Origin of the sequence: Chitinophaga sp. RAB17 (genome assembly GCF_052114225.1) — a bacterium.
Lineage (GTDB): Bacteria > Bacteroidota > Bacteroidia > Chitinophagales > Chitinophagaceae > Chitinophaga.
Genome location: NZ_JBFREI010000008.1, coordinates 275,596 through 298,496, shown reverse-complemented (window position 1 = coordinate 298,496; position 22,901 = coordinate 275,596). Strand labels below are relative to the sequence as shown.

Below are 22,901 nucleotides of genomic sequence, written 5' to 3'. Positions count from 1 at the left end.
ATGGTTACAATTATTAGTTGTAATTAACTTTATGATTGCCAGACATATTTATCCCGGGCCTGGCAGGTAACAAGCAAACCTGTTCACTAACCCGCCAATTAAGCCAACATATAACCGACTACATAAATATATATAATAAGAAGCAAATACTATAGAGCAATGGGAATTGCTGTACACAACGATATTACAAAGTAATCTAGTGCGAGCAAACAGAGCACTACCTCGATAAAGCAGGAAACATGATACAAGAGTACCTCAGGCAACAACAGGATGAAAGCAATGACTATAAGCCTGTTTTTTATGATTTGAAGCATGCACAAGATCTTCAGGCTTTTGAAGCCCTTCTGAAATCCCGTCCGCAGATACGCATCAATGATAATATTTACTCCCAGTTACGGGAGCTGATGAAAATCAGGAATCCTACTAAGCGCCTTACCACAGAAGAATCAGAAGAGCAGATACAAGCCTACCTGGGAGATGTTCCAATGGAGAAATTCGGTATCTGGGTATATTATTCCTGGATCGACCGTTTGGTACATCTGGTAGATGAAGCAGATTTTATTGAATTACGTACCAGCCGGAATCAACACAAGATCACAGCAGCAGAAATTGCTATATTATCAAAAAAGAAGATAGGCATTGTCGGCTTATCAGTTGGGCAATCGATCGCATTAACGCTGGTGATGGAAAGAGTTTGTGGCGAACTGAGACTGGCAGACTTCGACACACTGGAACTCACCAATATGAACAGGATTCGCTGTGGGGTTCATAATTTACAAACATCTAAAGTAGTGATAGCAGCCCGTGAAATTGCAGAGCTCGACCCGTTTATCAAAGTAAAGATTTACGGCGATGGCATGACGGAAGCCAATATGGACGACTTCTTCACAAGTGGAGGTGTACTGGATATTTTTGTGGAGGAATGCGATGGCGTAGATATTAAAATATTAAGCAGAATAAAAGCAAAAGAGCTGAAGATCCCTGTCGTAATGGAAATGAACGATAGGGGGATGATAGATATTGAACGTTTTGATCTGGAACCGGACAGGCCACTTATGCACGGGCTTATTCCGGAAGTCGATATTACTACACTAAAAGGGTTGACAGATGCGGAAAAGCTTCCCATCTTCAGTCCTATGCTGGCCCTGGAAAATGCTTCCGCCAGAATGAAATTCTCTTTGGGTGAGATTGGTAAAACCATTACTACCTGGCCCCAGCTTGCTTCTTCCGTTGTTTTAGGAGGCGCACTGGTGGCGGATACATGTCGACGCATAGCCTTGGATCAGCTAAAGAGTTCAGGCAGGTATTACATAGATTTTGAGCAGTTGATTGTTTAACATACTTATGCCTTGTATAAGCGCTATTCCGCAATGTCATGATTAATGTAAGGGTATTTAGGGCTCCGGATGATCCTGAGGCTTGTATGAGATTTTACACCGGTCACCTCAAGTTGCTGGAAATTTATTTTGGTATTGCCCAGGTAACATCCGGCAGCGCCGACTGGATGCAACACGAAAACACAATAGTGATCATTGTTGAGGACGACAGCCGTACCAAAACATATGGGGGAGCGCGTGTTCAGATTGCAGACGGCGTATTACCACTGCCCATTGAAACGGCAATTGGTAAATACGATGAAAAGATATACTCTTACGTAAAGAAAGGAAGTGCGGAGATATGTGGAATGTGGAATTCAAAAGAAGTAGCGGGAATGGGGATTGGCAGCCAGGTACTGGCCAGAGTAGGCGTAGTACTGGGCGCCCAGTTACCGATAGACACCTATCATGTACTGTGTGCCCCTATCACAACCCGTGTTGGCAAACGTGTTGGCTTTGTTATTGACGAGTCGCTGGGAAACAATGGCACTTTCTTTTACCCGAAAGATGACTTCCTGGCTACCGCAATGATAATCAACGACCCTTATGAGCTGCCTTATGCAGACCCTAAAGAGAAATTACTGATTGCCGATCTGCGGGAAAATCCGATTCAGTCGAAAATAGAAGTGGGGCCAAAAGGATCCTATGATGTAAATTACAGCCTAAAGATCCCTACGCATGCACACTCTATCATGTAAATAGATAATTACAAAAAAATAAATTTAAATTCAAGCCTCATAATTAATCTCTTTAATTGATGCTGTCTAAGATTGTAGTATTGTGGTCAATCTTTACCCTATTATTCCTGTTTCCCACAACAGCGCAACCCGTTGTATATAAAAACAGCAAGGCACTATTACAGATAGGCAGCCATCTTGCGTTGTATACCGATAAAGACAACATGCTTACCATAGACGGTGCAAAGCAAATAGCCTTTAAGCCTTCCGGACAGGATGTACCGAATCTGCAGATCACACCATATACGCAATGGGCAAAGTTTTCCATTCTTAATCAAACCAATGCGGAACACCTTTTACTGGAAGTAGAATACCCGATCATCGATGATATTACCCTCTATGAATTATTACCGGATGGTACTACAAAAAGTACCAGGCTCGGAGAATTCACCTCGTATAAAAGCCGCGGTTATGATCATCAGAATTACCAGTTTGAAATCCGGGTTCCTACAAATCAAACAAGAGAGTATTACCTGAAAGTAAAGGCGGGTGAACAGTTGCAGCTCCCCGTTTACCTGGGTACATATGAAACAGTATATGAGAAAAACAATAAGCGGGAACTGATTTTTGGTATATACGTTGGCGTTATTCTCGCCATGGCATTTTATAACCTTTTCATTTATATATCTACCCGGGATAACAGCTACCTGATTTATGTGAGTTACATTATCTGCGTAGGCCTTACGCAGGTAACGCTACAAGGTTATTCGTTCCGTTTCCTGTATCCTAACAGCCCCTGGCTGGCGATGCATGCCACGGTGCTGGTGCCGGTTTTCAACGGACTCACTGCCGTCATATTCATTCAAAAGTTTTTGTCTACCAAAATAAATTACCCGCTGGGACATAAGTTGTTGAATGTTGTTATTGTGCTGTACCTGATTTGCTTTATTCCTACTTTCCTGGATAAATACAACTACGCGCAGATACTGGTGCAGATGAGTGCTTTCCTGGCAGCCATCATGGCTTTCATTGTAGCTTACCGTATCAGCCTGAAAGGAGTGAATGCCGCGCGGTTCTTCCTGCTGGCCTGGTCCATATTCCTGATCAGCATCTTCGTATTTGTGTTGCGCAATTTCAATATGCTGCCTTACAACAACTTCACCTACTATGCACTGCAGATAGGATCCGCAGTAGAAGTACTGTTGCTGTCGTTTGCACTGGCACATAAGATCAACGTTTTCAAAGCAGAAAAAGAGGCTTCTCAACAAATGGCACTGGCTATTTCACAGGAAAATGAAAGACTGGTAAGAGAACAGAATATCATACTGGAAAGCAAAGTAAAAGACAGAACGGAAGATCTGCAGACGACCAACCTCGAACTGAATAATGCACTGACTAACCTGAAAGATACCCAGACCAGACTGGTAGAAAAAGAGAAGATGGCATCCCTGGGTCAGCTAACGGCCGGTATAGCCCATGAAATCAACAATCCGATCAACTTCGTCACATCGAATATCAAACCTCTGAAGCTGGATATTGCAGACCTGAAAGAATTGCTGAACCGCTATGACCAGCTACCTACCAGCACGGACGTCCCTAAATCGCTGGCGGATATTGAGCTGTTCAAAAAAGAAATTGATATCGATTATATACACGAAGAAATTTCTTCCCTCATCAAGGGTATTGAAGATGGCGCTGCCCGTACTGCGGAAATTGTGAAAGGATTACGCACGTTTAGCCGCCTGGATGAAAGCGAAGTCAAATCCATCGATATCCATGAAGGGCTGGATTCTACCCTGGTATTGTTACGTAACGGTATCCCACCTTACGTAAATATTGTAAAAGAATATGGCAGTTTACCGAAAATAGAGTGTTATGCAGGGAAAATAAACCAGGTGTTCATGAACATCTTCTCCAACGCCCTGAATGCGATCAAAACCAAGAAAGAACATCACAATGAATTCATCTCTATAAAAACAGAACTGGAAGGTACTTTTATTGTTATTACTATCAAGGACACCGGTATTGGTATGTCAGAATCAGTACGGGAGAAAATCTTTGATCCGTTCTTTACTACCAAGGATGTAGGGGAAGGTACCGGGCTTGGATTATCTATTGTATTCAGTATCATTGAAAAGCATAAGGGTAAAATTATAGTAAACTCTGCACCGGACAAAGGAGCAGAATTTATTATATATTTACCGCTCGACATAACAAATCATTTATCGTAATTAACCATAAGGTCCTTTAATGAGAGAAAACCGCATAAGAATATTATACATAGATGATGAAATTCATAACTTAAACGCATTCAAAGCGGCTTTTCGCAGGAGTTATGAAATTTATACGGCTACTTCAGCGCAGGAAGGGAAAGTCCTCCTGAAGGAGATCATGGTGCATATTATTATCGCCGATCAGAAGATGCCTGTATCTACCGGTGTGGAATTTTTCAATGAAATAAAAGATACGCTTCCTGAGCCGATGCGTATTTTGATGACCGGTTATACTGATGTGGAGGATATTATAGATGCCATTAACAAAGGCCATATCTATTCCTACATCAAAAAGCCATGGGATGAACATGAGCTGCACAAAACCATTAACAACGCGTATGAAATATACCGCACGCGGAAACAACTGCGGGAAAAGATAGAGGAGCTGGAAAAAACGAATGACGAGTTAAACCGGTTCATCTACTCCACCTCTCATGATCTGCGTTCCCCATTGATGTCTGTGCTGGGTATCATTAACCTCTCCAGGCTGGATAATTCGGTGGTAGATCCCAACGGGTATGTTAACATGGTGGAAACCTGCGTGTTAAAGCTGGATGATTTTATACAAAAGATCATCGAATATTACCGCAATTCCCGCCTGGAAGTGGAGTATGAAAAAATTGATTTCCGCAACCTGCTGAATGACTGTATCACCGCATTTAAGCCACAGAATACCGATATCCGCTTTCAAACCCAGGTGGAACAGGCGATAGAGTTCCGGGGAGATACTTTCAGGATCAGCGTTATTTTAAACAATCTGATTTCTAATGCTGTTAAGTACCAAAAACCGGAAGAAACGAATCCAATGGTGAACCTCGCGGTGAAAGTGGAGCCTCACAGAGCCACCATTTGCATTCGTGATAATGGGATTGGAATTTTGAGTGAGCATCTGAACAATATCTTCAAGATGTTTTTCCGATCCAAAAACAATAATAAACCAGGCAGTGGTATTGGCTTATATATTGTTAAGGAAGCGCTAAGCAAAATAGGCGGAACAATTAATGTAGAGTCTAAATATGGCGAAGGCACCCAATTTGAAATTACCATCCCCAACAGAAATGAATTCGATACCTGACCTGCGTGTCATATTGATAGATGACAACGAGATTGATTTATTGCTGCATGAGAAGTTGATCGGATTTCAACAAATCAGCAGAACGGTGCTTTCATTTGTAAATGCCAGCAAGGCGCTTGAATTCTTATCTTCCAATATCACCTTACCTAAAATTCCGCCTACTGTCATCCTGCTGGATATACAAATGCCGGAGATGGATGGATTTGAATTCCTGCAGGCGTTTGACGCCTATCCGCATAAAATTAAGTCCCAATGCCACATCGTAATGGTGTCATCTTCCCTGGATTATAGCGATATTACCCGCACCAATGCCAATCCAATGGTAATTAAATTGCTCCGAAAACCCTTGCTGCTGAAAGATCTAAAGGATACAGTAGAAGGAATTTTCAAAGATTTCCTATAAAATGTTGGTGTTATCAGGAAAAAATATATTTTTGCACTCCCGAAAGGGGAAATTTGAAATACGGGGGATTAGCTCATCTGGTAGAGCGCAAGCATGGCATGTTTGAGGTGATCGGTTCGAGTCCGATATCCTCCACGGCATAAAGCCTGTAGATCGTAAGATTTACAGGCTTTTTTGTTTTCAGTTATTCTTCCCTTGCCTAAGCGGCAATACAATCACAAATGCCGACCCCTCCCCTTCTTTACTGCTGGCAGTAATAATGCCGCCATGTTTATCAATTACTTTTTTAGCAATGGCTAAGCCTATACCCGTACCTTCATAAAGTTCCGAGGTATGCAGGCGCTGGAAAATGGTAAATATTTTGGAGAGATATTTCTCATTAAATCCTATTCCATTGTCACGGATCACAATACGACAATACTGACCTCCTGTAAAAGCGGCACTTTCCGGGTTTAAATCAGTGACCACATCGGCGGTAATATGGATAACGGGGGAGATGTCTTTGCGGGAAAATTTCAGTGCGTTGCTGATAATATTCTGAAATACCTGCCTTACCTGCCCCGGGACCGCTTCAATCTGGGGCATTTTTTCCACAGATATCACCGCATCCCTTTCTGAAATCATCAATTCGAGGTCGCTGAGAATCTCTTTGACCATTTCATTAAAGTCGGTTATTTCGTATATGCTTGTTACTGATAAACGGGAATAGTTCAATAAGTCATTAATCAGCTTTGCCATGCGTTCTGAAGACCCTACAATACGTTCCATATACGACAGGGCGTTAGGGTCCGCATGCAAAAACTTATCTCTTAAAATGGCTCCAAACAACTGTATTTTCCGTAAGGGTTCTTTCAGATCATGAGAGGCCACAGAGGCAAACTGCTGCAGGTCATGATTGCTGGCTTCCAGTGACTTATTGATTTCTCTCAACTCTTCTGTTCTTTCCCTTACCTTCTGTTCCAGCATTTCATTTACCTGTTGCTGATGTGCAATCAGTGCTTCCTGCGCCAGTTTCCGCACTTCTACTTCTTCTTTGAGTGACTGATGCATCTGTTTTAGCTCCAGGGATTGCTGATAAAGGCGGGAAAAGGTTTTTACTTTCATCAGCAGGATATCCGGATCTACTGGTTTGGTGATATAGTCAATACCACCGGAATCATATCCTTTTACAATAAACCTTTTGTCTTTATTAACTGCTGATAAGAATATAATGGGAATATCTTTCGCTTTACTGTGGCCAGACAACGCTTCTGCTACTTCAAAGCCATCCATGCTGGGCATTTGTACGTCCAGGATGATAAGTGTATAACTATGTTTCAATATTTTCCTGAGCGCTTCCTCTCCGGATAAAGCAGCATCTACTTCAAACTGATACAGTTCTAACGTCTTCCTGATAGACAGTATGTTCTCGGGCTTATCATCTACAATTAAAATCATACGTCAAGCTTGTTTATGGCGGCAGGTATAGGGGAAAATGCTGCCTGGTGCTTTTCCTTAAAAAATCCTAATGGAACAATAATCATACCCCGGCTATTCCGTTAATAAATGCAGCCATCTCCGAAGGCGGCAGGATAACATCTACCGGTGCCAGTTCAATGGCTTGTCGGGGCATATAATCTACATCTGCCGTAGCTGGGTCCTGCACGGCGGTAGTACCACCCGCTTCATGTACATCTATTAATCCTTCCGTACCGTCTGTGTTGGCGCCGGAAAGCAATAAAGCGGTCATATTGCTCCCATAAGCCAGTGCAGCGGAACTGAAAGTAACATCTATACTTGGCCGGCTGAAATTCACTTTCTCCGAATCATCGAGCGATAAGGTATGATCTGTTTCAATCAGCAGGTGATAGTCTGCCGGTACTATGTAGATGACACCTTGCTGCAGTGGTTCTTTTTCTGCCGCTTCTTTCACCGGCAGCGGTGATTTGGCAGATAATAATTCTGTTAGCACAGATTCGTAATGGCTTTGCCGGTGTAAAACGATAATAATAGCTGCATGGAGAGAAGCGGCCAATCCGGGCAATAGCGTTAAAATGGGTTGTAGCCCTCCGGCTGAACCACCTATTACAATTAAATACGGCGCAGTTGTCATAAGGGCTGTTGTTTCATCATTACAGTTGCACCTTCCGCCAGATTTTCTCTTTGCTTTCCAGTTGTCTGAACTTCCCGGTTACACTGGTAAAGTTAAGCGTTTCCTTGCTTCCCAATGCCAAAAAACCAAGCTGCTCAAGGCTATCACTAAATAGGGTCAGTACTCTGTCCTGTAATTTTTTATTAAAATAGATCAATACATTTCGGCAAATGATCAGTTGAAATTCATTGAATGAACCGTCTGTTACCAGGTTATGCGGTGAAAAAATGATCTTCTCCCCCAGGTCTTCACGGAATTTGGCATATTCATAATTGGCAGTATAATAAGATGAAAAATCTTCCCTTCCGCCAGATTCCATGTAATTACGGGAATACTGCTGCATCTGCGATAAGCGGAACATTCCTTTCCTTCCCTTCTCCAATACACTCGCATTAATATCTGTGGCGTATATCACGGCTTTATGCAACAGCCTCGCCTCTTTCAGGAGGATGGCAAACGAATATACTTCTTCTCCGGTGGAACATCCTGCATGCCAGATACGGATAAACGGATAGGTAGCCAGTATGGGCAATACCTGTGTACGTAAAGCCTGGTAGAAAGAGGGATCACGGAACATTTCGGTTACATTAACGGTGATCTCTTCTACAAAACGCAACGCATAAGCCGGATCAGAAATGATACGGTAACGATATTCGGCAAAACTCGGAAAGCGGTCGGCGTGATACAGATGATTCACCCGCCGGTGAATAGAAGCGGGTGCATATTCCGTAAAATCGTAGCCGTACCTTTCCAGTACATCATTCAGCAACAAATTTACTTCGGGCTCACTTATCGGGTTCCTGCTCACTTTTACATGGATAAATATTGTTGTAGCTGTACAAGTAATTCATCTACATCAATTGGTTTGGAAATATAATTATCGGCGCCTGCTTCCAGACACTTTTCACGATCACCAACCATCGCCTTTGCAGTAACTGCAATCACTGGCAGCTGACTGTTCCAGGGCATGGCCCGTAATGCGGAAATGGCCTCGTAACCATCCATGTCCGGCATCATAATATCCATCAGCACCACCCCAATGTGATGATCTGCGGATAACAACTGTAACGCTTCTGCACTCGTGGCAGCTGATAAACAGGGAATAGACCTGGATTTCAATACTGCTTTCAGCGCAAAAATGTTGCGCATATCATCATCAACTATTAATACCTGTTTCTGCTCCATAAAATTATTTCATGGCTTTATCATATAACCATACCCGTAAGAGGGATAATAACTGGTCGACATCTACTGGTTTGGAAATATAATCAGAAGCACCTGCCTGCAAACACTTCTCCCGGTCCCCCATCATAGCTTTCGCTGTAACAGCAATGATCGGCAGGTTTCTCAGTTCCGGCTGTTTCCGTATAGCCGCAATGGCATCATAACCATCCATTTCCGGCATCATCATATCCATGAGCACTACATCTGCCTGATGTTCTCTCAGCTGCTGCAATGCCTCCTTTCCATCAATGGCAGACAATACCTTCATCTGATGCTTTTCCAGTGCTTTGGTTAAGGAAAAGATATTACGCACATCATCATCAGCGATCAGCACCGTCTTATCTTTCAGCACTTCATTCAGCATGCCCATTTTGCCATTGCCTCCGGCTACTGCCGGTGCATTTTCAGATACCAGGTGCAGGAACAGAGACACCTCATCCAGCATACGCTGATAAGAATGGGCCGTTTTCACCACAATAGAATCTGCATATTGCCGGATGCGCTGTTCTTCTGCCTTCGACAAACTTTTGCCTGTGAAGATGATAATAGGCAGATTTTCCAACCCTTTTATTTCTTTCACCATCTCCAGCGCTTCATAGGCCTTTTCATCCGGGATACCCATATCAAGGATCACACAATCGACATCCTTTTGCTGTAGTAAGGAAACGCCATCTGCCACGCTGTTACTGATTTCAGAACTCACCTGGTAGTTGCTGAGGAAGTAGGCCAGGGCTTTGGCATGTTTCGCATTTTCTTCCAGTATCAATACTTTTTTGGTGGAACGTTGCAATACAAATTCCATCTTCTCGAAAATGAGCTGCATACTTTCCATGTCTACTGGCTTGCTGATAAAATCTACCGCACCTTTCAGGAGGCTTTCTTTTTTAACTTCCATGGAAGACATGATATGCACCGGTATAGGTCTTGTTTGCGGATCATTTTTCAATTCTTCCATCACCTGCCAACCATCTTTTATGGGCAACTGAATATCCAGCAAAATACCGATAGGCTTATAGATCCGGGCCATTTCCGCCGCTTCATCTCCACGCACGGTAACAATCCCCTTGTAGCCCCTGGCGTGCGTGAAATCCAGCAACGCTTTGGCAAAATGCGTATCATCTTCCACTATCAATATTACGGGATCCCCTTTGCTAATGAACCCACGATCATCGTTTATACCTTCCGGAATGGTGGCCGACAGGAAGCGGCGCTTATCTGAAATAGCCGCCGGCTCTTCTACTAACGGCAACGGCATAACGAAAGAATCTTTGGCAGCTGTGGTTACGTTGCGCGTAACTGGAACCGTAATGAAAAATTCACTCCCTTGATTGACAATACTGTTCACACTTAGTTGTCCACCCAGCAATTTCGCTAACTCCCGGCTGATAGACAGCCCCAGGCCGGTACCACCATATTTTCTACGGGTAGATCCGTCTGCCTGCTGGAAAGCTTCAAAGATCACCTGCTGCTTATCTTCCGGTATACCAATACCGGTATCTTTTACAGCAAAGCGAATCGTTTGCGGTGTTTCCGCTGTTTGCACCTCCAGCCTTACGCTGCCACGGGCAGTAAATTTCAGCGCGTTGGACAACAGATTTTTCAGGATCTGTTCCAGTCTCACCTGATCTGTTTCAATTGTATCAGGCACGCCATCGGCGGTATGCAATATCAGTTGTAAACCTTTTTCTTTCGCAATAGGCTCAAATAGTGCCTGCATATTGGAGCAGATATCAGCAAGTGATACGTTTCCAAATTCCAGCTCCATTTTCCCGGATTCTATCTTCGACAAATCCAGTATTTCATCTATCAGCGTCAGTAAGCCTTTACCGGAGCTATTAATTACCTGTGCATATTCTATCTGGTCGCCGTTCAGGTTCAGGTCATGATTTTCTGAGAGCAGTCTTGATAACAACAGGATAGAGTTCAGCGGGGTACGCAGTTCATGCGACATATTAGCCAGGAACTCCGATTTATACCGGGTACTGAGTGCCAGCTCTTCTGCCTTCTTATGTATATCCAGGTTACGTTCTACAATGATCTGGTTCTTTTCTTCCAGCAGACGGCTTCGTTCTTCCAGCTCCGAGTTGGATTGCATCAGTTCTTCCTGTTGCACTTTCAGTTCTTCTTCCGATACCTGCAACTTCTGTGTTTGTGCTTCCAGTTCTACGTTCATACTTTCCAGTTCGCTGTGTTGCGTTTGCAGCTCTTCCGCCTGCGCCTGCGTTTCTTCCAGCAATTCCTGCAGTTTTGTACGACTCCTGGTACTTTGCAGGGCAATGGCAATGTTTACTGCGGCCTGTTTGGCAAAGTCGATTACATTTTCTTTAAATGGAAAAAGAGAGGCTATTTCTATCACCCCTTCTGTAATACCGGCATGAATCAATGGAATGATGAGTACATACCCGGGTTGTGCTGCCCCTGCAGCACCAGCTATGTGCAGAAAATCATTAGGCGCTTCCTGCAGGTATAATGGTGTTCTTTGCAGCACGCTTTGTCCAAGCAATGTTTTACCTACCTCAATCACAGCCGGTGCCGGATAAGCCGGCGACAGCGCATATTCCGCTGACAAATGCAGTTCAGCTGCATATTTGATATACAGCACGCCTGTTTGGGCGCCGGTATATTGTACGATATCAGTCAATGCATCCCTGCTGAGCGTGGTCAGATCCTTTTCACCCAGTAAGGTTTCACTGATGTTATTAAGCCCCGTTTGAATCCATATTTTCTGATCGTTTTGATATCGCAATGTTTTCAGATCAGCCGCCATCCGGACAATGGCATGTCCCAGCAAATCGCCGCTGCTGCGGGGTTTTACATCTATATTAAAATTCCCTTTACCAATACTGTCTGCCGCAACGGCCAATTCCTGGCTGGTTTGATCGATGGATACAAATGAACGTGCCAGGCTGCCAATGGAATCCCTGCTATGCATTTCAGGTGCTGAGCCGGGAACACCTTTGGCAATGTTTACGGCAGCAATCCGTAATAACTCCAGGCTATCCGTAATACTTTTAATGGTGACGGTTACGAAAACAATGACCAATACCACGATCAGTACCATGGCAATAAGGTAGCGGGTTTTGAGGTCATTTTCTTTTTTGGAGATGGCTTTGGCATCTCTTCCCACTTTATCAATAATAGTGCGTTGTAATTGTTTGATCTGGTCTACTGCGAGCGAAGAATTATCCCACCATGAATCTGCATTAAACAACGTATCTATTTTACGGGCTGCGATGGTGCTGTTAGTAAAGTCTTTCGTGATGGTGTATTCACTGGATGTTTCCAGCTTCTGAAAATCTTTTACGACAGTGGGGGTAGCCTTATCCAGCAGCTCTGCACGCAGGGAATTATACATATCCGTATTGTTCTCAATACGGGCAAAGTCTTCCGGCCATACTTCCTTTTTCAGCATGAAATAATAAATATCCATACGAATCATGCCCTGGTAGGCCGACATCTGTGCCAGCAGATATTGCGCATTCATATCCTGCTGCAACCCTTTCAATACTGGAATATCCGGCGTATTGGTATTGGCCAGGTCATTCAGGCGGAAAATCAGATTAGAGTAATAATCAAGAACTTCCCGCTGGGGCATACTTTTATTGTCTATATCTTTTCGTTTTTTGGGGAGTGTATTTAACAGGGAATATTGAAAGAAACGACTATCACTGGCCAGCAGCCGGCCTTTGACGGCATCTATTGCAAGATCTGTTTTGGCCCGCTGGGTAAGCAGATCATTGAGTGTTCCTGTTTGTAATACATAGTTTACGCTGTTTCTGCGCTCCATATGTATTTCGTCTGCCACTTTCATGATAGTGGTAGCAGTGGTTACTTTCTGAACCAGGTTGTCGATGGTATCAATATCCGCACTCTGTTTATTGAATACTTCTATCCCAAAATAAATAAGACAGACGAGTGGTATTACCGCTATTAACATCAACTTCCGGGGCAAGGGAAGCCGCATAAAGAATTTCATCATCTGCCTGAGCTTGTTTAATTTTAAAAGCCAATATCATTCATCAACAGCATCCTTGCCGGGTTCATGCACATTTCATTCCAAAACGGCTGGCTAAACTGAATTATAATGATAATAAAATAACAACAAAATCATAGATTTGTCCCTATTCAAAAATGATATGCCTGATAGCTGTAAATATACCTCAGTACTTTTAATTGATGATGATATAGACGATAGAATGATATTTGGTGAAGTATTAAAAGAATTGGCGCCAGATATTATTTACCATGAAGCTATAAACGGGGAAGATGCATTAATCAAGTTAAACAATCACCTGATACCTGATTTAATATTCCTGGACCTCAATATGCCAAGGGTAGACGGGAAACAGTTTTTGGCTGAAATACAACAGCTGGGTCACTTAAAGCATATTCCCGTAATCATCTATACCACTTCTTCTCACGAGTCGGATAAAAAAGAGACCCGTGAATTGGGTGCATCTTATTTTCTGACCAAGCCAAACAGTTTACACGAACTTACTCATATACTGACAGATATACTGCAACAGAAGATGTTTTAAAAGAAAAAGCCTCACAAAGAATTGTGAGGCAGCTTTTCTACCATTGTTACTATTTTTAAACCCTCATATATGCGTGAGCATATGCTTTGTTGAGGTAAAGATGACCAATAATGTACTCTCAAGTGTTAACCCGTTCTTAATGACTATTGCATTATAATTTTTTCACAATTTCTTCCAGCCAGCCGGGACTGCGAAAATCCAGTTTCACTTCCGGCTGAACACCTTTGTTATCAATACCTTGTCCCATAGCCACCCTGCGGGAACGGGTTACAGGGTAGTCAATCGAGAAGTCCGGCATAGTATATTTCACCACATTTACGTTCGCATAATCCAATGCGCCGGCAGAAGAGGCACCAAATATCTTCACTTTTTTACTTTGCACTGCTTCCAGTAAAAATTGCTCTGCGGTATTACTGCACTTGCCATTAATTATCACCGCTACTTTAGCAGGAACGGGCAATGGAGAAGGCAGGATCATGTTTTCATCCGGTCCCATACTTACCAGGCGGCCCTGCAAACCATCGCCCTGGTGGATCATATTCCGCAACTGTTCCAGGTATTCATCGGGCATCTTTCCAGCCTGTTCATCCAGCAGGTGGCTCCAGGATTTAATATTATCCGGGGTGGCATAAAAATCTGACCCGATAATTCTTACCGGCTGTGTGTACAGTAAAGGGCGGAGGCGTTCTGTCAGTTTATCTGTACCTGCCCCGTTATCGCGGACATCGATTACCAGGTTGGTATTTTTCCGCAGATACTCATCATTGGCGTTGAGTACGGAATCCACCTGGTAATAATTAGCCGCGTCAAAACTACCGATACGCAGATAGCCTGTACTGTCATTCATCTGCCTGAAAAAGAAAGCGGCAGTGGGCATATCACCAAATGCTGGTATTTCCCGGGCAACCGGCGGGCGGGTGCTACCGGCTCGCTGCCAGCCAAGGGCAGATAGTCCATCGCGCTGCTTATTGATAGTCACCGTATCAAAGTCCACCCGATGTTGCTGGTAGCTGATAACATCAAACTTATCAGTTCCACTGGCAGCCAATTCGAAGATCACCTCTCCGGGCTTCCAGTCAGGTACAGAGGATTCGAGGATCACTGCTGCATAACTGCGTAATCCACGGGGATTTTTTACCAGGGCAATCTTATAAAGATGGTCGGCCTCGTAAATGCCGGCAACTGCTGTAATGGGCTGCTTTTGCAGCTGATCCAGCTGCGGCTGACTGAGTGTGATTTTTTCTACTATCGGCGTATAACCGATATGCAGTGCAAGATGCTGATCTTTAAAAAAACGCAGGTACCTGTTGACCAGCAGCAGGCAATGTGTGGCGCCCCTGATCGTAGCTGCCTGTAACTGCAGTTTTGCCACCATTGCGGCATAAGTTTGCTGGGTAACAGGGGTTACCTTGTCAATAAATCCTACATAATTTTTCCTGAGATAGACCTGTACGCTGTCAAATTTCTTCCTGCAATCACATTCCTGTGCATATACGACTGTATTACACAGGAGTAATAACAATACTGCTATTGCTTTCATGGCAAAGGATTTGGATGTTTCTGGCTGATAATAAATGGTCTTTAAATATAAATCTTCGGACGGAACTATTCAGAATTTATTTATCATCGTGGCCCATAATTAATAAATTACACGTCCTAATTAACAGCATATGCATTTAGACGAACTGGAAAGGCTGTACAATGAGCAGGCATATACCGAAGCAATAACGAAGCTGGAAATATACTTACAAGACAACCCCGGAGAAGTCAGGGGCTGGCAGCTGCTGGGCTTATCCCAGCTGGAAAATGCCAAGGCCACTGACAACCGTGACCTTGCCACCGCCATGTACGAAGCCGCTTACGAGGCATTCAGCCAGGTGCTGAACCTGGAACCTGCCCATACACAGGCAAGGGTACACCGCGCTTATATGGGAGCCAATGTAATGGTCGATAAGGGAGATGAAGCCATTAACGATTGTGATATCCTGATTGCCGGTGGCGATGAGGAACTGACCACCAAAGCATTACTCTACCGGTTCCAGGTATGGGTATTGAAAAATGAAACAGAAAAGGCACTGGCCGATATGCATCGGAATCTGCAGGTATACGAGTCGCTCTACGCAGACGATTTGCCACAGCTCAATGTAGCCCGGTTCCAATGCTACACCCGCATTGGAGACGTATACTATCATACCGAAAACAGGCCCGCAGCACTCGAGTACTATAAGCTGGCATTTGACTGCACCGTATATAACAACCGGTTGCTGTCTACCACCTGGTTTGCACTCGATATGGCTGATTACGACTTTGCTGCAGCCATGCTGCAAATAATGATCAGCTCGGGAGAAAACACCAAAGAAGAAATGCTGCGCCTGCTCAAACATGTACAGCAACTGCTGACAGACGGCGTGCGTCATGCCGCCCTGGCCAGGGAATTTTGTAAGGGCACCACTGAATTCTGGCAACAGTTTTTTGGAGAGGATGATGACGAAGGTACACTGGAACAGATTTCTACCGGCAAACGATATATCGCTCAGTATCCGGAAGAAGCTTACTTCTATCATTACACCGCTACGGCCTTTTTTAACATTGGCAGCTACCAGGAAGCACTTCCCTGGTATGAAAAATCACTGGCCATCCACCCTTATCCATTCAGTATTGTAAGATGGTATTACACCAGCTATAAAGTAACGGGACAATTCCCGGAGCTATGGCCGGACATCGAGCATAACGTACCCTACGACTGGTATGCAGCCGGTGTTATTTTCAGTGAAATTATACAGCTGGAACAAGACAGCAGCGCCAAACAGTTTGCGATTCCGTTGAAAAGATTTATTTATAAGAAAGCCTTTGATATTTATCATGCATACTGGTATGAAAATACCGGTAGCTCCTACGCCGGCCACCCACATCATTTTGCGATGTGTTGTAACAACTACGGCATTGCATTATATGAAGGCGGCATTTTTGTAGAAGCAGTACATGTACATACCATCGGTTATAATATGTCGCCCTTCTGGGAGCAGCTGGAATCCAGGGCCGATGCGTATCACAGCATGGGTAAACTGGCAGAAGCTATTGACGACCGCAGCACCATACTCGAAAATTTCACAACCGTATTGCCCCTGATGTACTATGTATCTATTCACGAACGCATGATAGATGACCTTTGTACACTGGAACGGCATACAGAAGCACTGGATCTCTACGAAAAAATACTGTCGGAATACAATAGCTGGATTGCCCGTGACATGGAAGAGTTGGAAACGTACGACCGCAATACCATTACGTATAATATTGACCGTATTAAAACCGGTCGCGCCTTTATCAGAACCAATAGTGAAGACGACCTGTCTGAGCGTATACTGGCGTTGGAAAGCCACCTGGTAGAGAAGCCGGATGACAGCGATGCTTATTTCAACCTGATGTACCTCTACTTTGATAATGCACAGTATGAACATTGTATTGGCGCTATCAACAATCGTATTTCCATTGGCGGGGTACCTCAACTGCCGGTCATCTCACAAATGAAAATCTACTACTTCAGGGGAAAAGCTGCATTGAAGCTGGGCCGGTATAAAGCGGCTATCAGTGATATGCAGCAAACACTGGAAATCATGTCTGCCGGCGATGCTGCAGACAACTCACCGAACTACCGGTTTGGGGTATACGCTTTTATGGCAGAAGCATGGCTGGGTGAAAAAGAGTATGACGAATGCATCGCCTATGGTACACAATGTGTGAACATATATGCTGGTAATAACTGGGCCTGGGACACAGAAGCATCCTCTATAAGGTACATTATGGCATTGGCTTACGAAGCAAAAGGAGATGTGGGCGCCTGTAAAAAACTGATTGATCTGATTGTGACCAATGATCCCGGATTTCAGCCGGCAGCAGCCAAAAAAAATCAACTGAGAGGAGGAGGATTATTTTCCTTTTTCAGAAAGAAGAAATAGTGAAGCAGCTATTAGCTTTTAGCCTTTAGCAAAATGCAGCGGAGAACATAGTATATATGTTTATCTCCGCTGCATTTTGCTAAAAGCTAAAAGCTAACTGCTAACAGCTACATCGGCTTATTGTAACTCACCATCCAGTTAATCCCAAACTTATCTGCGAGCTGACCATAGCGGTGTGCCCAGAATGTTTCCTGGATAGGCATTTGAACTGTTCCGCCTTCGGAAAGTTTACTAAACAGCCGTTCTGCATCTTCAACAGAAGTTACACCCAGTGCTAATTGCACGGAGTCGCCATTTACAGGAGGTGCTCCCACCATTCCATCAGAAGCCATCAGATCAAAACCGGGAGTTTGTAAATAAGCGTGCATGACAAGATCTTTCGCATCAGGAGGCATTTGATCTTTCATGGGAGAGTCACCCATAGTCATGATCTTAAGATCACCACCCAATACTTCATGATAATAATTCATTGCTTCCCGACAATTGTTGTTAAAAACGAGGTAGGCCGTTAATGTAGTAGACATAACAAATCTTTTTAGGGTAAGAAATTGGAATTCAGGTGAATACTAAAGTTAACCAAAACCCGGCCTTATTCAAATTAACTTATTAATACCTTGTTTCTTACCAGCAGGCAGGCCCCGATGATACCGGCGCGTTCTCCCAGGCTTGACATTTTCAGCTTGGAGTCGTTGCTAACCAGGCTGAGGGAGTACTTCTTCATCGCACTTTTGATCGGCAGGCGGATATGATCCTGTGTAGCAGCCAGGGCTCCACCAAGGATCACCAGTTCAGGGTTGAAGATATTCATCAGCAAAGCGACGCCCCTGCCCAGGTTCTCTCCCACTTTAGCAATCAGCTCTATGGCCAGCATATCGTCATGGTTGGCGGCTTCAATGATATCGTGCAGGTGAATATCATCTGCCGACTGATGGGTACGGGAAAGCATCGAAGAAGATCCTGTTGCCAGCTTCTGGCGGAACATATTCACCAGTGCCCAGCCGGAGGCTTCTGTTTCCAGGCATCCTTTTTTACCACAGTGACAAATAATTTCATTGTCAAACATGGGAATATGCCCTACTTCCCCACTATAGCCAGATTTACCGTAATAGAGTTCTCCGTTTATCAGCACGCCCATACCGATACCATAGTCCAGGTTCAGGAACAGTACATTACGTTCACCATTGACCAGGTCAGAGCAAAACTCGCCATAGGCCATGGCGCGGGAGTCATTCTCCAGGAAAACCCGGATGCCTACTTTCGCAGCAATGACTTCACTTAGCGGCTTTTCATCAAAATAAAACAAGCTATAATTGTAGCCGGTGGCGTAGTTGATACGTCCGGCGATATTGATACCTATACCTAGAATTTTTTCCCTGGGTACAGTGAGGCCTTCAATAAAGTTGTTGATAAGCAGGCATAGCTGTTCCAGCGAAGCCTCTGTATTATCCAGTTCATAAGGTAGGCCCTCGACTGTCGTGACCAGGTTTTTATGCAGATCTGACAAGCCCAGGTTCAGGTGGTCCTGTTTTACGTCCACCCCTATAAAGAAGGCCGAATCCGGCACCAGGCCATACAGATTGGGTTTGCGGCCGCCGGTAGACTCTATTTTGCCGTAATCCATTACCAACCCGTCTACAATCAGGTCATTTACCAGGTTGGTGACCTTAGGGGTACTCAGGTTCAGTTCTTTACACAGATCCGCAATAGTGGCGTTGCCGGTATTAGCGAAATAGGCCAGGGCAGCCTTTTTCAGGTTGATATTTTTATAGGCTACACCGGTAGCACTTGCACTGTTTAGTTCTTCGAAAAAGGTTTTAGCCATAGCATCAGATAGACTTTTACATTAATTGCTCTCCAATTTAAGCAGCTTAATTCTAATTTTTTTTAAAATCAGCACAGAAAGATTGGTAAAGTTCTCTTATAAATGATTTTGTTAATTCGCAAAAAACAATACCTTTGCAATCCTTTTTGAGCTAAATAAACAGGTATTTTCGCAGCCTCCGGGTGCATATACTGCTTAAAAAGGAAGTTTTTATTTTTTTTGCGGATGTGATGAAATTGGTAGACATGCCAGACTTAGGATCTGGTGCCGCGAGGCATGGGGGTTCGAGTCCCTTCATCCGCACATTTTGATTTTCACCTGCTCCCGAAAATCATGATTAGTACCCTTCCTCCTTCAAAAGGCAAGTGCGTTGCCGGTTTTATTGCAATATTCTTTTATTTGCCAACGCCCAGGCGCCAAAAATATCGTCATAATGATGCCATCAATTTATCATGTTAAATGATTGGGATCAGGTTGAAAGGGGGAATATCTTTTTTCAATATTCTCTAATATGCCAGGACAATTTTATCATTGGTAATACATCCGGGCCTCATCCCCACATCAAGTCCACGTCAAGTCCACATCATCCCCGTATCAAGTCCACGTCATCCCCATATCAAGTCCACATCAAGTCCACCTCTGCTGCACTGCTTCTATAGGTACTAAGCCGGTGTTAAGCATAACATCGATATCCGTGATGCAGCCTTTCAGGCAGCTGCCAGGCTTAGATCTGCAGCATTCTTCCTTTATAGATTGCTTAAAATTTACATTATCTCAACTTGATCCATAATTGGTTGAAGCTGGCAAAGGGAGCGTAAAGAGGAGGTAAACGGTCATCGTTCTCCCATGCTCATTTACGACAGAATTAGCCTGAAAACAGAATAAAATTAGCTATCTTCGCGCGATCATAAAGTTGAACGATATCTACAACTAACTGATAACTAGTTGTTTATATTTGAAAAAGGTTAGATTAGGATTCGGTACGAAAACGCGCGGATGTGGAGAAAGCGGTCAACAGGCCAGCGATAGGATCTACTGCTTCACGGCATGCGTTCCATCCACCCGCACATATAATATTATGTGGCAATGCGTCAATATGGCAACGTGATAATGCTATGCTCTCCCTCACTTTCATTGTCACTTCTGTCTTGTTCAGACACAGTTTCACCTGATTTTATTCAAAAAAAGTTTCCTGCCATTCCTACTTGCCGTTGTGACTTCATGGCAGAAAAATAAACAAGGAATCATTATTGCTTCTTAAAGAACACTTTTATACAATTCAATTATGGCAACCGTTACGAGAGAAAACATTGGTTTATTGAACGATAAGATCACTGTGAAAGTGAGCCAGGAAGATTACCTTCCTAATTTTGACAAAGCAGTAAAGCAATTCAGCAAAAATGCGAACATACCAGGCTTCCGTAAAGGAATGGTACCTGCAGGCATGGTTAAGAAGATGCACGGTCAGGCTATCTTTGGTGATGAAATCCTGAAAACTGTTGAGAAAGAGTTGATGGGTTATGTACAGACTGAGAAGCTGGAAATCTTCGGCCAGCCACTGTCTCTGGACAAAACAGCAAAAGATCTGGATTTCAGCAAACCTGCTGATTACGCCTTCGAATTTGAAGTTGGTCTGAAACCTTCCTTCGCTATTACTCCGCTTGAAACCAACAAAACCACCCTTACCAAATATAAAGTAGCCGTTACCGAAGAAATGGTAAACGACGAAATTCAGCGTTTACAGCTGAAAGGTGGTAAAACAACAGAACCTGAAACAATTACTTCAGAAGATAACGTGATTAACGTTAAATTCGAAGAAGCAGATGCACAAGGCAATGTAGTAGAAGGTGGTATTGTAAAAGAAAACGCTTTACTGGTAAAATACTTTTCACCTGCTATCCAGGCAGAGCTGCAGGGTAAAAAGAACGATGACACTATCGTATTCCAATTAGCTACTTCTTTTGATGAACAACGTCTGGGCTGGATCCTGAAAGATCTGGGCTTTGAAGCTACTGATAAAGAAGCGGCCAATAAATATTTCAAACTGACCATTACCAAAGTTGGTTTGATTGAGAAAAGAGAACTGAATGAAGAGTTCTTCAAAGAAGTTTATCCGGGAGATGAAATCACTACAGAAGAAGCTTTCCGTGCTAAACTGAAAGAAGAAATCGGAAAATACTGGGATTCTGAAAGCCGTAATCACCTTCACAACGACTTGTTTGAGGTACTGGTGCATGAAACGCCGATAGATTTACCAAAGGATTTCCTCAAACGCTGGCTGCAGGTAGGCGGTGAAAAACCAAAAACTGCGGAAGAAGCTGAAAAAGAATTCCCGAGTTTCGACCACCAATTACGTTGGACACTGATCAGCGATAAACTGGTTAAAGAAAATAAACTGGAAGTTTCTTTCGAAGAACTGAAAGAAAATGCCAAACAGAAAGTATTAGGCTACTATGGCGGCGCCGCTGCTGATGGAGCAGAATGGTTAGACAGCTACCTGGATCGCCTGTTACAGGATGAAAAATTTGTAGACCAGACTTACCGTGAAATGATCACTGCCAAGTTATTTGACTGGGCTGAAGCAAAGGTGAACGTGAAAGAAGAGGAAATCAAAGCAGAAGATTTTGTTAATTTACCTCATAAACATCACCATCATGAACATTAATAATGAATTTAGAAAATATGCCATCCAGCATCGGGGAATCAGCAGCCTGGTAGTAGATAGTTACGCTAAAAGCCACCAGTTAAACAGCCTGACTCCTTACATTCTTGAAGAGCGTCAGTTGAATATGCAACAGATGGACGTTTTCTCCAGGTTGATGGCTGATCGTATTATTTTCCTCGGAGATCCGGTGAACGACTACGTAGCAAACGTTATTACTGCGCAGCTGCTGTTCCTGGAATCTTCTGACCGTACCCGCGATATCCAGATGTACATCAACAGCCCCGGTGGCAGTGTGTATGCTGGTTTAGGTATCTACGATACCATGCAGGTAGTTTCTCCTGAAATCGCTACTATCTGTACCGGTATGGCCGCCTCTTTCGGCGCTGTATTGCTGGTAGCTGGTGCTAAAGGAAAACGTACCGCACTGAAGCATGCCCGTGTAATGATTCACCAGCCTCATGGCGGTGCAGAAGGCCAGACTTCAGATATCGAAATCACTGCACGTGAGTTCGTTAAACTGAAAAAGGAACTGAACGAAATCATTGCTGGTCACTGCGGACAGCCGGTGAAAAAAGTAGAAAAAGACTCTGACCGTGACTACTGGATGACTGCGGATGAAGCGAAAGAATACGGCATCATCGATGACGTACTCCAGAAGAATCCAAAGAAAAATCTGGATACACCACAGTAAAAGCTTAAAGCTCAAGGCATAAAGCTCAAAGCTATTGTAGCGAATGATATAGCGGATTTTTAATACA

General features: G+C 43.7%; 18 protein-coding genes and 2 tRNA genes. 12 read left to right on the top strand and 8 right to left on the bottom strand.

Annotated features, from left to right (window positions below; translation table 11 throughout):
* Positions 1–35: 35 nt before the first annotated feature.
* The 7 genes from AB4Z08_RS25165 to AB4Z08_RS25135 all read left to right on the top strand — a co-directional run bounded on the left by AB4Z08_RS25165 (position 36) and on the right by AB4Z08_RS25135 (position 5,939).
* Positions 36–155, top strand: coding sequence for an IS3 family transposase (locus tag AB4Z08_RS25165; protein WP_441576545.1), 120 nt, complete (start codon positions 36–38; stop codon positions 153–155).
* Between the two features lie 84 nt (positions 156–239).
* Entirely contained in the window at positions 240–1,337 is a 1,098-nt protein-coding gene (locus AB4Z08_RS25160; protein ID WP_441576544.1) for a ThiF family adenylyltransferase, read from the top strand.
* 86 nt (positions 1,338–1,423) lie between these two features.
* Positions 1,424–2,074 carry a hypothetical protein gene (locus AB4Z08_RS25155; protein ID WP_441576543.1) on the top strand — a complete coding sequence of 217 codons (651 nt, stop codon included), beginning with the start codon at positions 1,424–1,426 and terminating at the stop codon, positions 2,072–2,074.
* 59 nt (positions 2,075–2,133) lie between these two features.
* On the top strand, positions 2,134–4,284 hold the full coding sequence (locus tag AB4Z08_RS25150; RefSeq protein ID WP_441576542.1) for a sensor histidine kinase: 2,151 nt from the start codon (positions 2,134–2,136) through the stop codon (positions 4,282–4,284).
* Positions 4,285–4,303: 19 nt separating this feature from the next.
* Positions 4,304–5,401, top strand: coding sequence for a sensor histidine kinase (locus tag AB4Z08_RS25145; RefSeq protein ID WP_441576541.1), 1,098 nt, complete (start codon positions 4,304–4,306; stop codon positions 5,399–5,401).
* Positions 5,385–5,804, top strand: coding sequence for a response regulator (locus AB4Z08_RS25140; protein WP_441576540.1), 420 nt, complete (start codon positions 5,385–5,387; stop codon positions 5,802–5,804). The genes AB4Z08_RS25145 and AB4Z08_RS25140 overlap by 17 nt, the downstream gene beginning before the upstream one ends.
* A gap of 62 nt (positions 5,805–5,866) precedes the next feature.
* Positions 5,867–5,939 (top strand) — tRNA-Ala (locus AB4Z08_RS25135).
* A 45-nt stretch (positions 5,940–5,984) separates the two neighbouring features.
* Here the strand turns inward: AB4Z08_RS25135 and AB4Z08_RS25130 are convergent.
* The 5 genes from AB4Z08_RS25130 to AB4Z08_RS25110 all read right to left on the bottom strand — a co-directional run bounded on the left by AB4Z08_RS25130 (position 5,985) and on the right by AB4Z08_RS25110 (position 13,138).
* Entirely contained in the window at positions 5,985–7,241 is a 1,257-nt protein-coding gene (locus AB4Z08_RS25130) for a hybrid sensor histidine kinase/response regulator (protein ID WP_441576539.1), read from the bottom strand.
* An 82-nt stretch (positions 7,242–7,323) separates the two neighbouring features.
* Entirely contained in the window at positions 7,324–7,896 is a 573-nt protein-coding gene (locus AB4Z08_RS25125; protein WP_441576538.1) for a chemotaxis protein CheB, read from the bottom strand.
* A gap of 19 nt (positions 7,897–7,915) precedes the next feature.
* Positions 7,916–8,743: a CheR family methyltransferase gene (locus AB4Z08_RS25120; RefSeq protein WP_441576537.1), complete on the bottom strand. Its 828-nt coding sequence runs from the start codon at positions 8,741–8,743 to the stop codon at positions 7,916–7,918.
* A 2-nt stretch (positions 8,744–8,745) separates the two neighbouring features.
* A complete protein-coding gene (locus AB4Z08_RS25115; protein WP_441576536.1) occupies positions 8,746–9,120 on the bottom strand; it encodes a response regulator in 375 nt (124 codons plus the stop codon).
* A 4-nt stretch (positions 9,121–9,124) separates the two neighbouring features.
* Positions 9,125–13,138, bottom strand: a complete 4,014-nt coding sequence (locus tag AB4Z08_RS25110) for a response regulator (RefSeq protein WP_441576535.1) — start codon at positions 13,136–13,138, stop codon at positions 9,125–9,127.
* A gap of 136 nt (positions 13,139–13,274) precedes the next feature.
* Here AB4Z08_RS25110 and AB4Z08_RS25105 point away from each other — a divergent pair, with 136 nt between their 5' ends.
* On the top strand, positions 13,275–13,697 hold the full coding sequence (locus AB4Z08_RS25105; RefSeq protein ID WP_441576534.1) for a response regulator: 423 nt from the start codon (positions 13,275–13,277) through the stop codon (positions 13,695–13,697).
* 151 nt (positions 13,698–13,848) lie between these two features.
* Here the strand turns inward: AB4Z08_RS25105 and AB4Z08_RS25100 are convergent, their stop codons facing one another.
* Positions 13,849–15,237, bottom strand: a complete 1,389-nt coding sequence (locus AB4Z08_RS25100; RefSeq protein ID WP_441576533.1) for a S41 family peptidase — start codon at positions 15,235–15,237, stop codon at positions 13,849–13,851.
* Positions 15,238–15,367: 130 nt separating this feature from the next.
* Between AB4Z08_RS25100 and AB4Z08_RS25095 the strand changes: the two genes are divergently transcribed.
* Complete coding sequence (locus AB4Z08_RS25095) at positions 15,368–17,656, top strand: hypothetical protein (RefSeq protein ID WP_441576532.1); 2,289 nt, start codon at positions 15,368–15,370, stop codon at positions 17,654–17,656.
* Positions 17,657–17,763: 107 nt separating this feature from the next.
* Here AB4Z08_RS25095 and AB4Z08_RS25090 read toward each other — a convergent pair whose 3' ends face one another.
* Together AB4Z08_RS25090 and AB4Z08_RS25085 are read right to left on the bottom strand one after the other, a co-directional pair.
* Complete coding sequence (locus AB4Z08_RS25090) at positions 17,764–18,180, bottom strand: VOC family protein (protein WP_441576531.1); 417 nt, start codon at positions 18,178–18,180, stop codon at positions 17,764–17,766.
* Positions 18,181–18,254: 74 nt separating this feature from the next.
* Complete coding sequence (locus AB4Z08_RS25085) at positions 18,255–19,478, bottom strand: ROK family transcriptional regulator (protein ID WP_441576530.1); 1,224 nt, start codon at positions 19,476–19,478, stop codon at positions 18,255–18,257.
* A 221-nt stretch (positions 19,479–19,699) separates the two neighbouring features.
* On the opposite strand from AB4Z08_RS25085, the gene AB4Z08_RS25080 reads away from it, so the two are divergent.
* The 3 genes from AB4Z08_RS25080 (at position 19,700) to clpP (ending at position 22,834) form a co-directional block, all read left to right on the top strand.
* Positions 19,700–19,781: transfer RNA gene (locus AB4Z08_RS25080), tRNA-Leu, on the top strand.
* 982 nt (positions 19,782–20,763) lie between these two features.
* The gene (gene tig, locus AB4Z08_RS25075) at positions 20,764–22,143 is read left to right on the top strand and encodes a trigger factor (RefSeq protein ID WP_441576529.1); all 1,380 of its coding nucleotides are present in this window, start codon (positions 20,764–20,766) and stop codon (positions 22,141–22,143) included.
* Complete coding sequence (clpP, locus tag AB4Z08_RS25070) at positions 22,133–22,834, top strand: ATP-dependent Clp endopeptidase proteolytic subunit ClpP (protein ID WP_211973853.1); 702 nt, start codon at positions 22,133–22,135, stop codon at positions 22,832–22,834. Before tig ends, clpP begins: the two co-directional genes overlap by 11 nt.
* The last annotated feature ends 67 nt before the right edge of the window (positions 22,835–22,901 follow it).

Coding starts and splice junctions, on each gene's coding strand:
- AB4Z08_RS25100 (WP_441576533.1), bottom strand. CDS start 15,237: ATGAAAGCAATAGCAGTATTGTTATTACTCCTGTGTAATACAGTCGTA.
- AB4Z08_RS25090 (WP_441576531.1), bottom strand. CDS start 18,180: ATGTCTACTACATTAACGGCCTACCTCGTTTTTAACAACAATTGTCGG.
- AB4Z08_RS25160 (WP_441576544.1), top strand. CDS start 240: ATGATACAAGAGTACCTCAGGCAACAACAGGATGAAAGCAATGACTAT.
- AB4Z08_RS25085 (WP_441576530.1), bottom strand. CDS start 19,478: ATGGCTAAAACCTTTTTCGAAGAACTAAACAGTGCAAGTGCTACCGGT.
- AB4Z08_RS25155 (WP_441576543.1), top strand. CDS start 1,424: ATGAGATTTTACACCGGTCACCTCAAGTTGCTGGAAATTTATTTTGGT.
- AB4Z08_RS25145 (WP_441576541.1), top strand. CDS start 4,304: ATGAGAGAAAACCGCATAAGAATATTATACATAGATGATGAAATTCAT.
- AB4Z08_RS25130 (WP_441576539.1), bottom strand. CDS start 7,241: ATGATTTTAATTGTAGATGATAAGCCCGAGAACATACTGTCTATCAGG.
- tig (WP_441576529.1), top strand. CDS start 20,764: ATGGCAACCGTTACGAGAGAAAACATTGGTTTATTGAACGATAAGATC.
- AB4Z08_RS25115 (WP_441576536.1), bottom strand. CDS start 9,120: ATGGAGCAGAAACAGGTATTAATAGTTGATGATGATATGCGCAACATT.
- AB4Z08_RS25110 (WP_441576535.1), bottom strand. CDS start 13,138: ATGATGAAATTCTTTATGCGGCTTCCCTTGCCCCGGAAGTTGATGTTA.
- clpP (WP_211973853.1), top strand. CDS start 22,133: ATGAACATTAATAATGAATTTAGAAAATATGCCATCCAGCATCGGGGA.
- AB4Z08_RS25125 (WP_441576538.1), bottom strand. CDS start 7,896: ATGACAACTGCGCCGTATTTAATTGTAATAGGTGGTTCAGCCGGAGGG.
- AB4Z08_RS25150 (WP_441576542.1), top strand. CDS start 2,134: ATGCTGTCTAAGATTGTAGTATTGTGGTCAATCTTTACCCTATTATTC.
- AB4Z08_RS25140 (WP_441576540.1), top strand. CDS start 5,385: ATGAATTCGATACCTGACCTGCGTGTCATATTGATAGATGACAACGAG.
- AB4Z08_RS25095 (WP_441576532.1), top strand. CDS start 15,368: ATGCATTTAGACGAACTGGAAAGGCTGTACAATGAGCAGGCATATACC.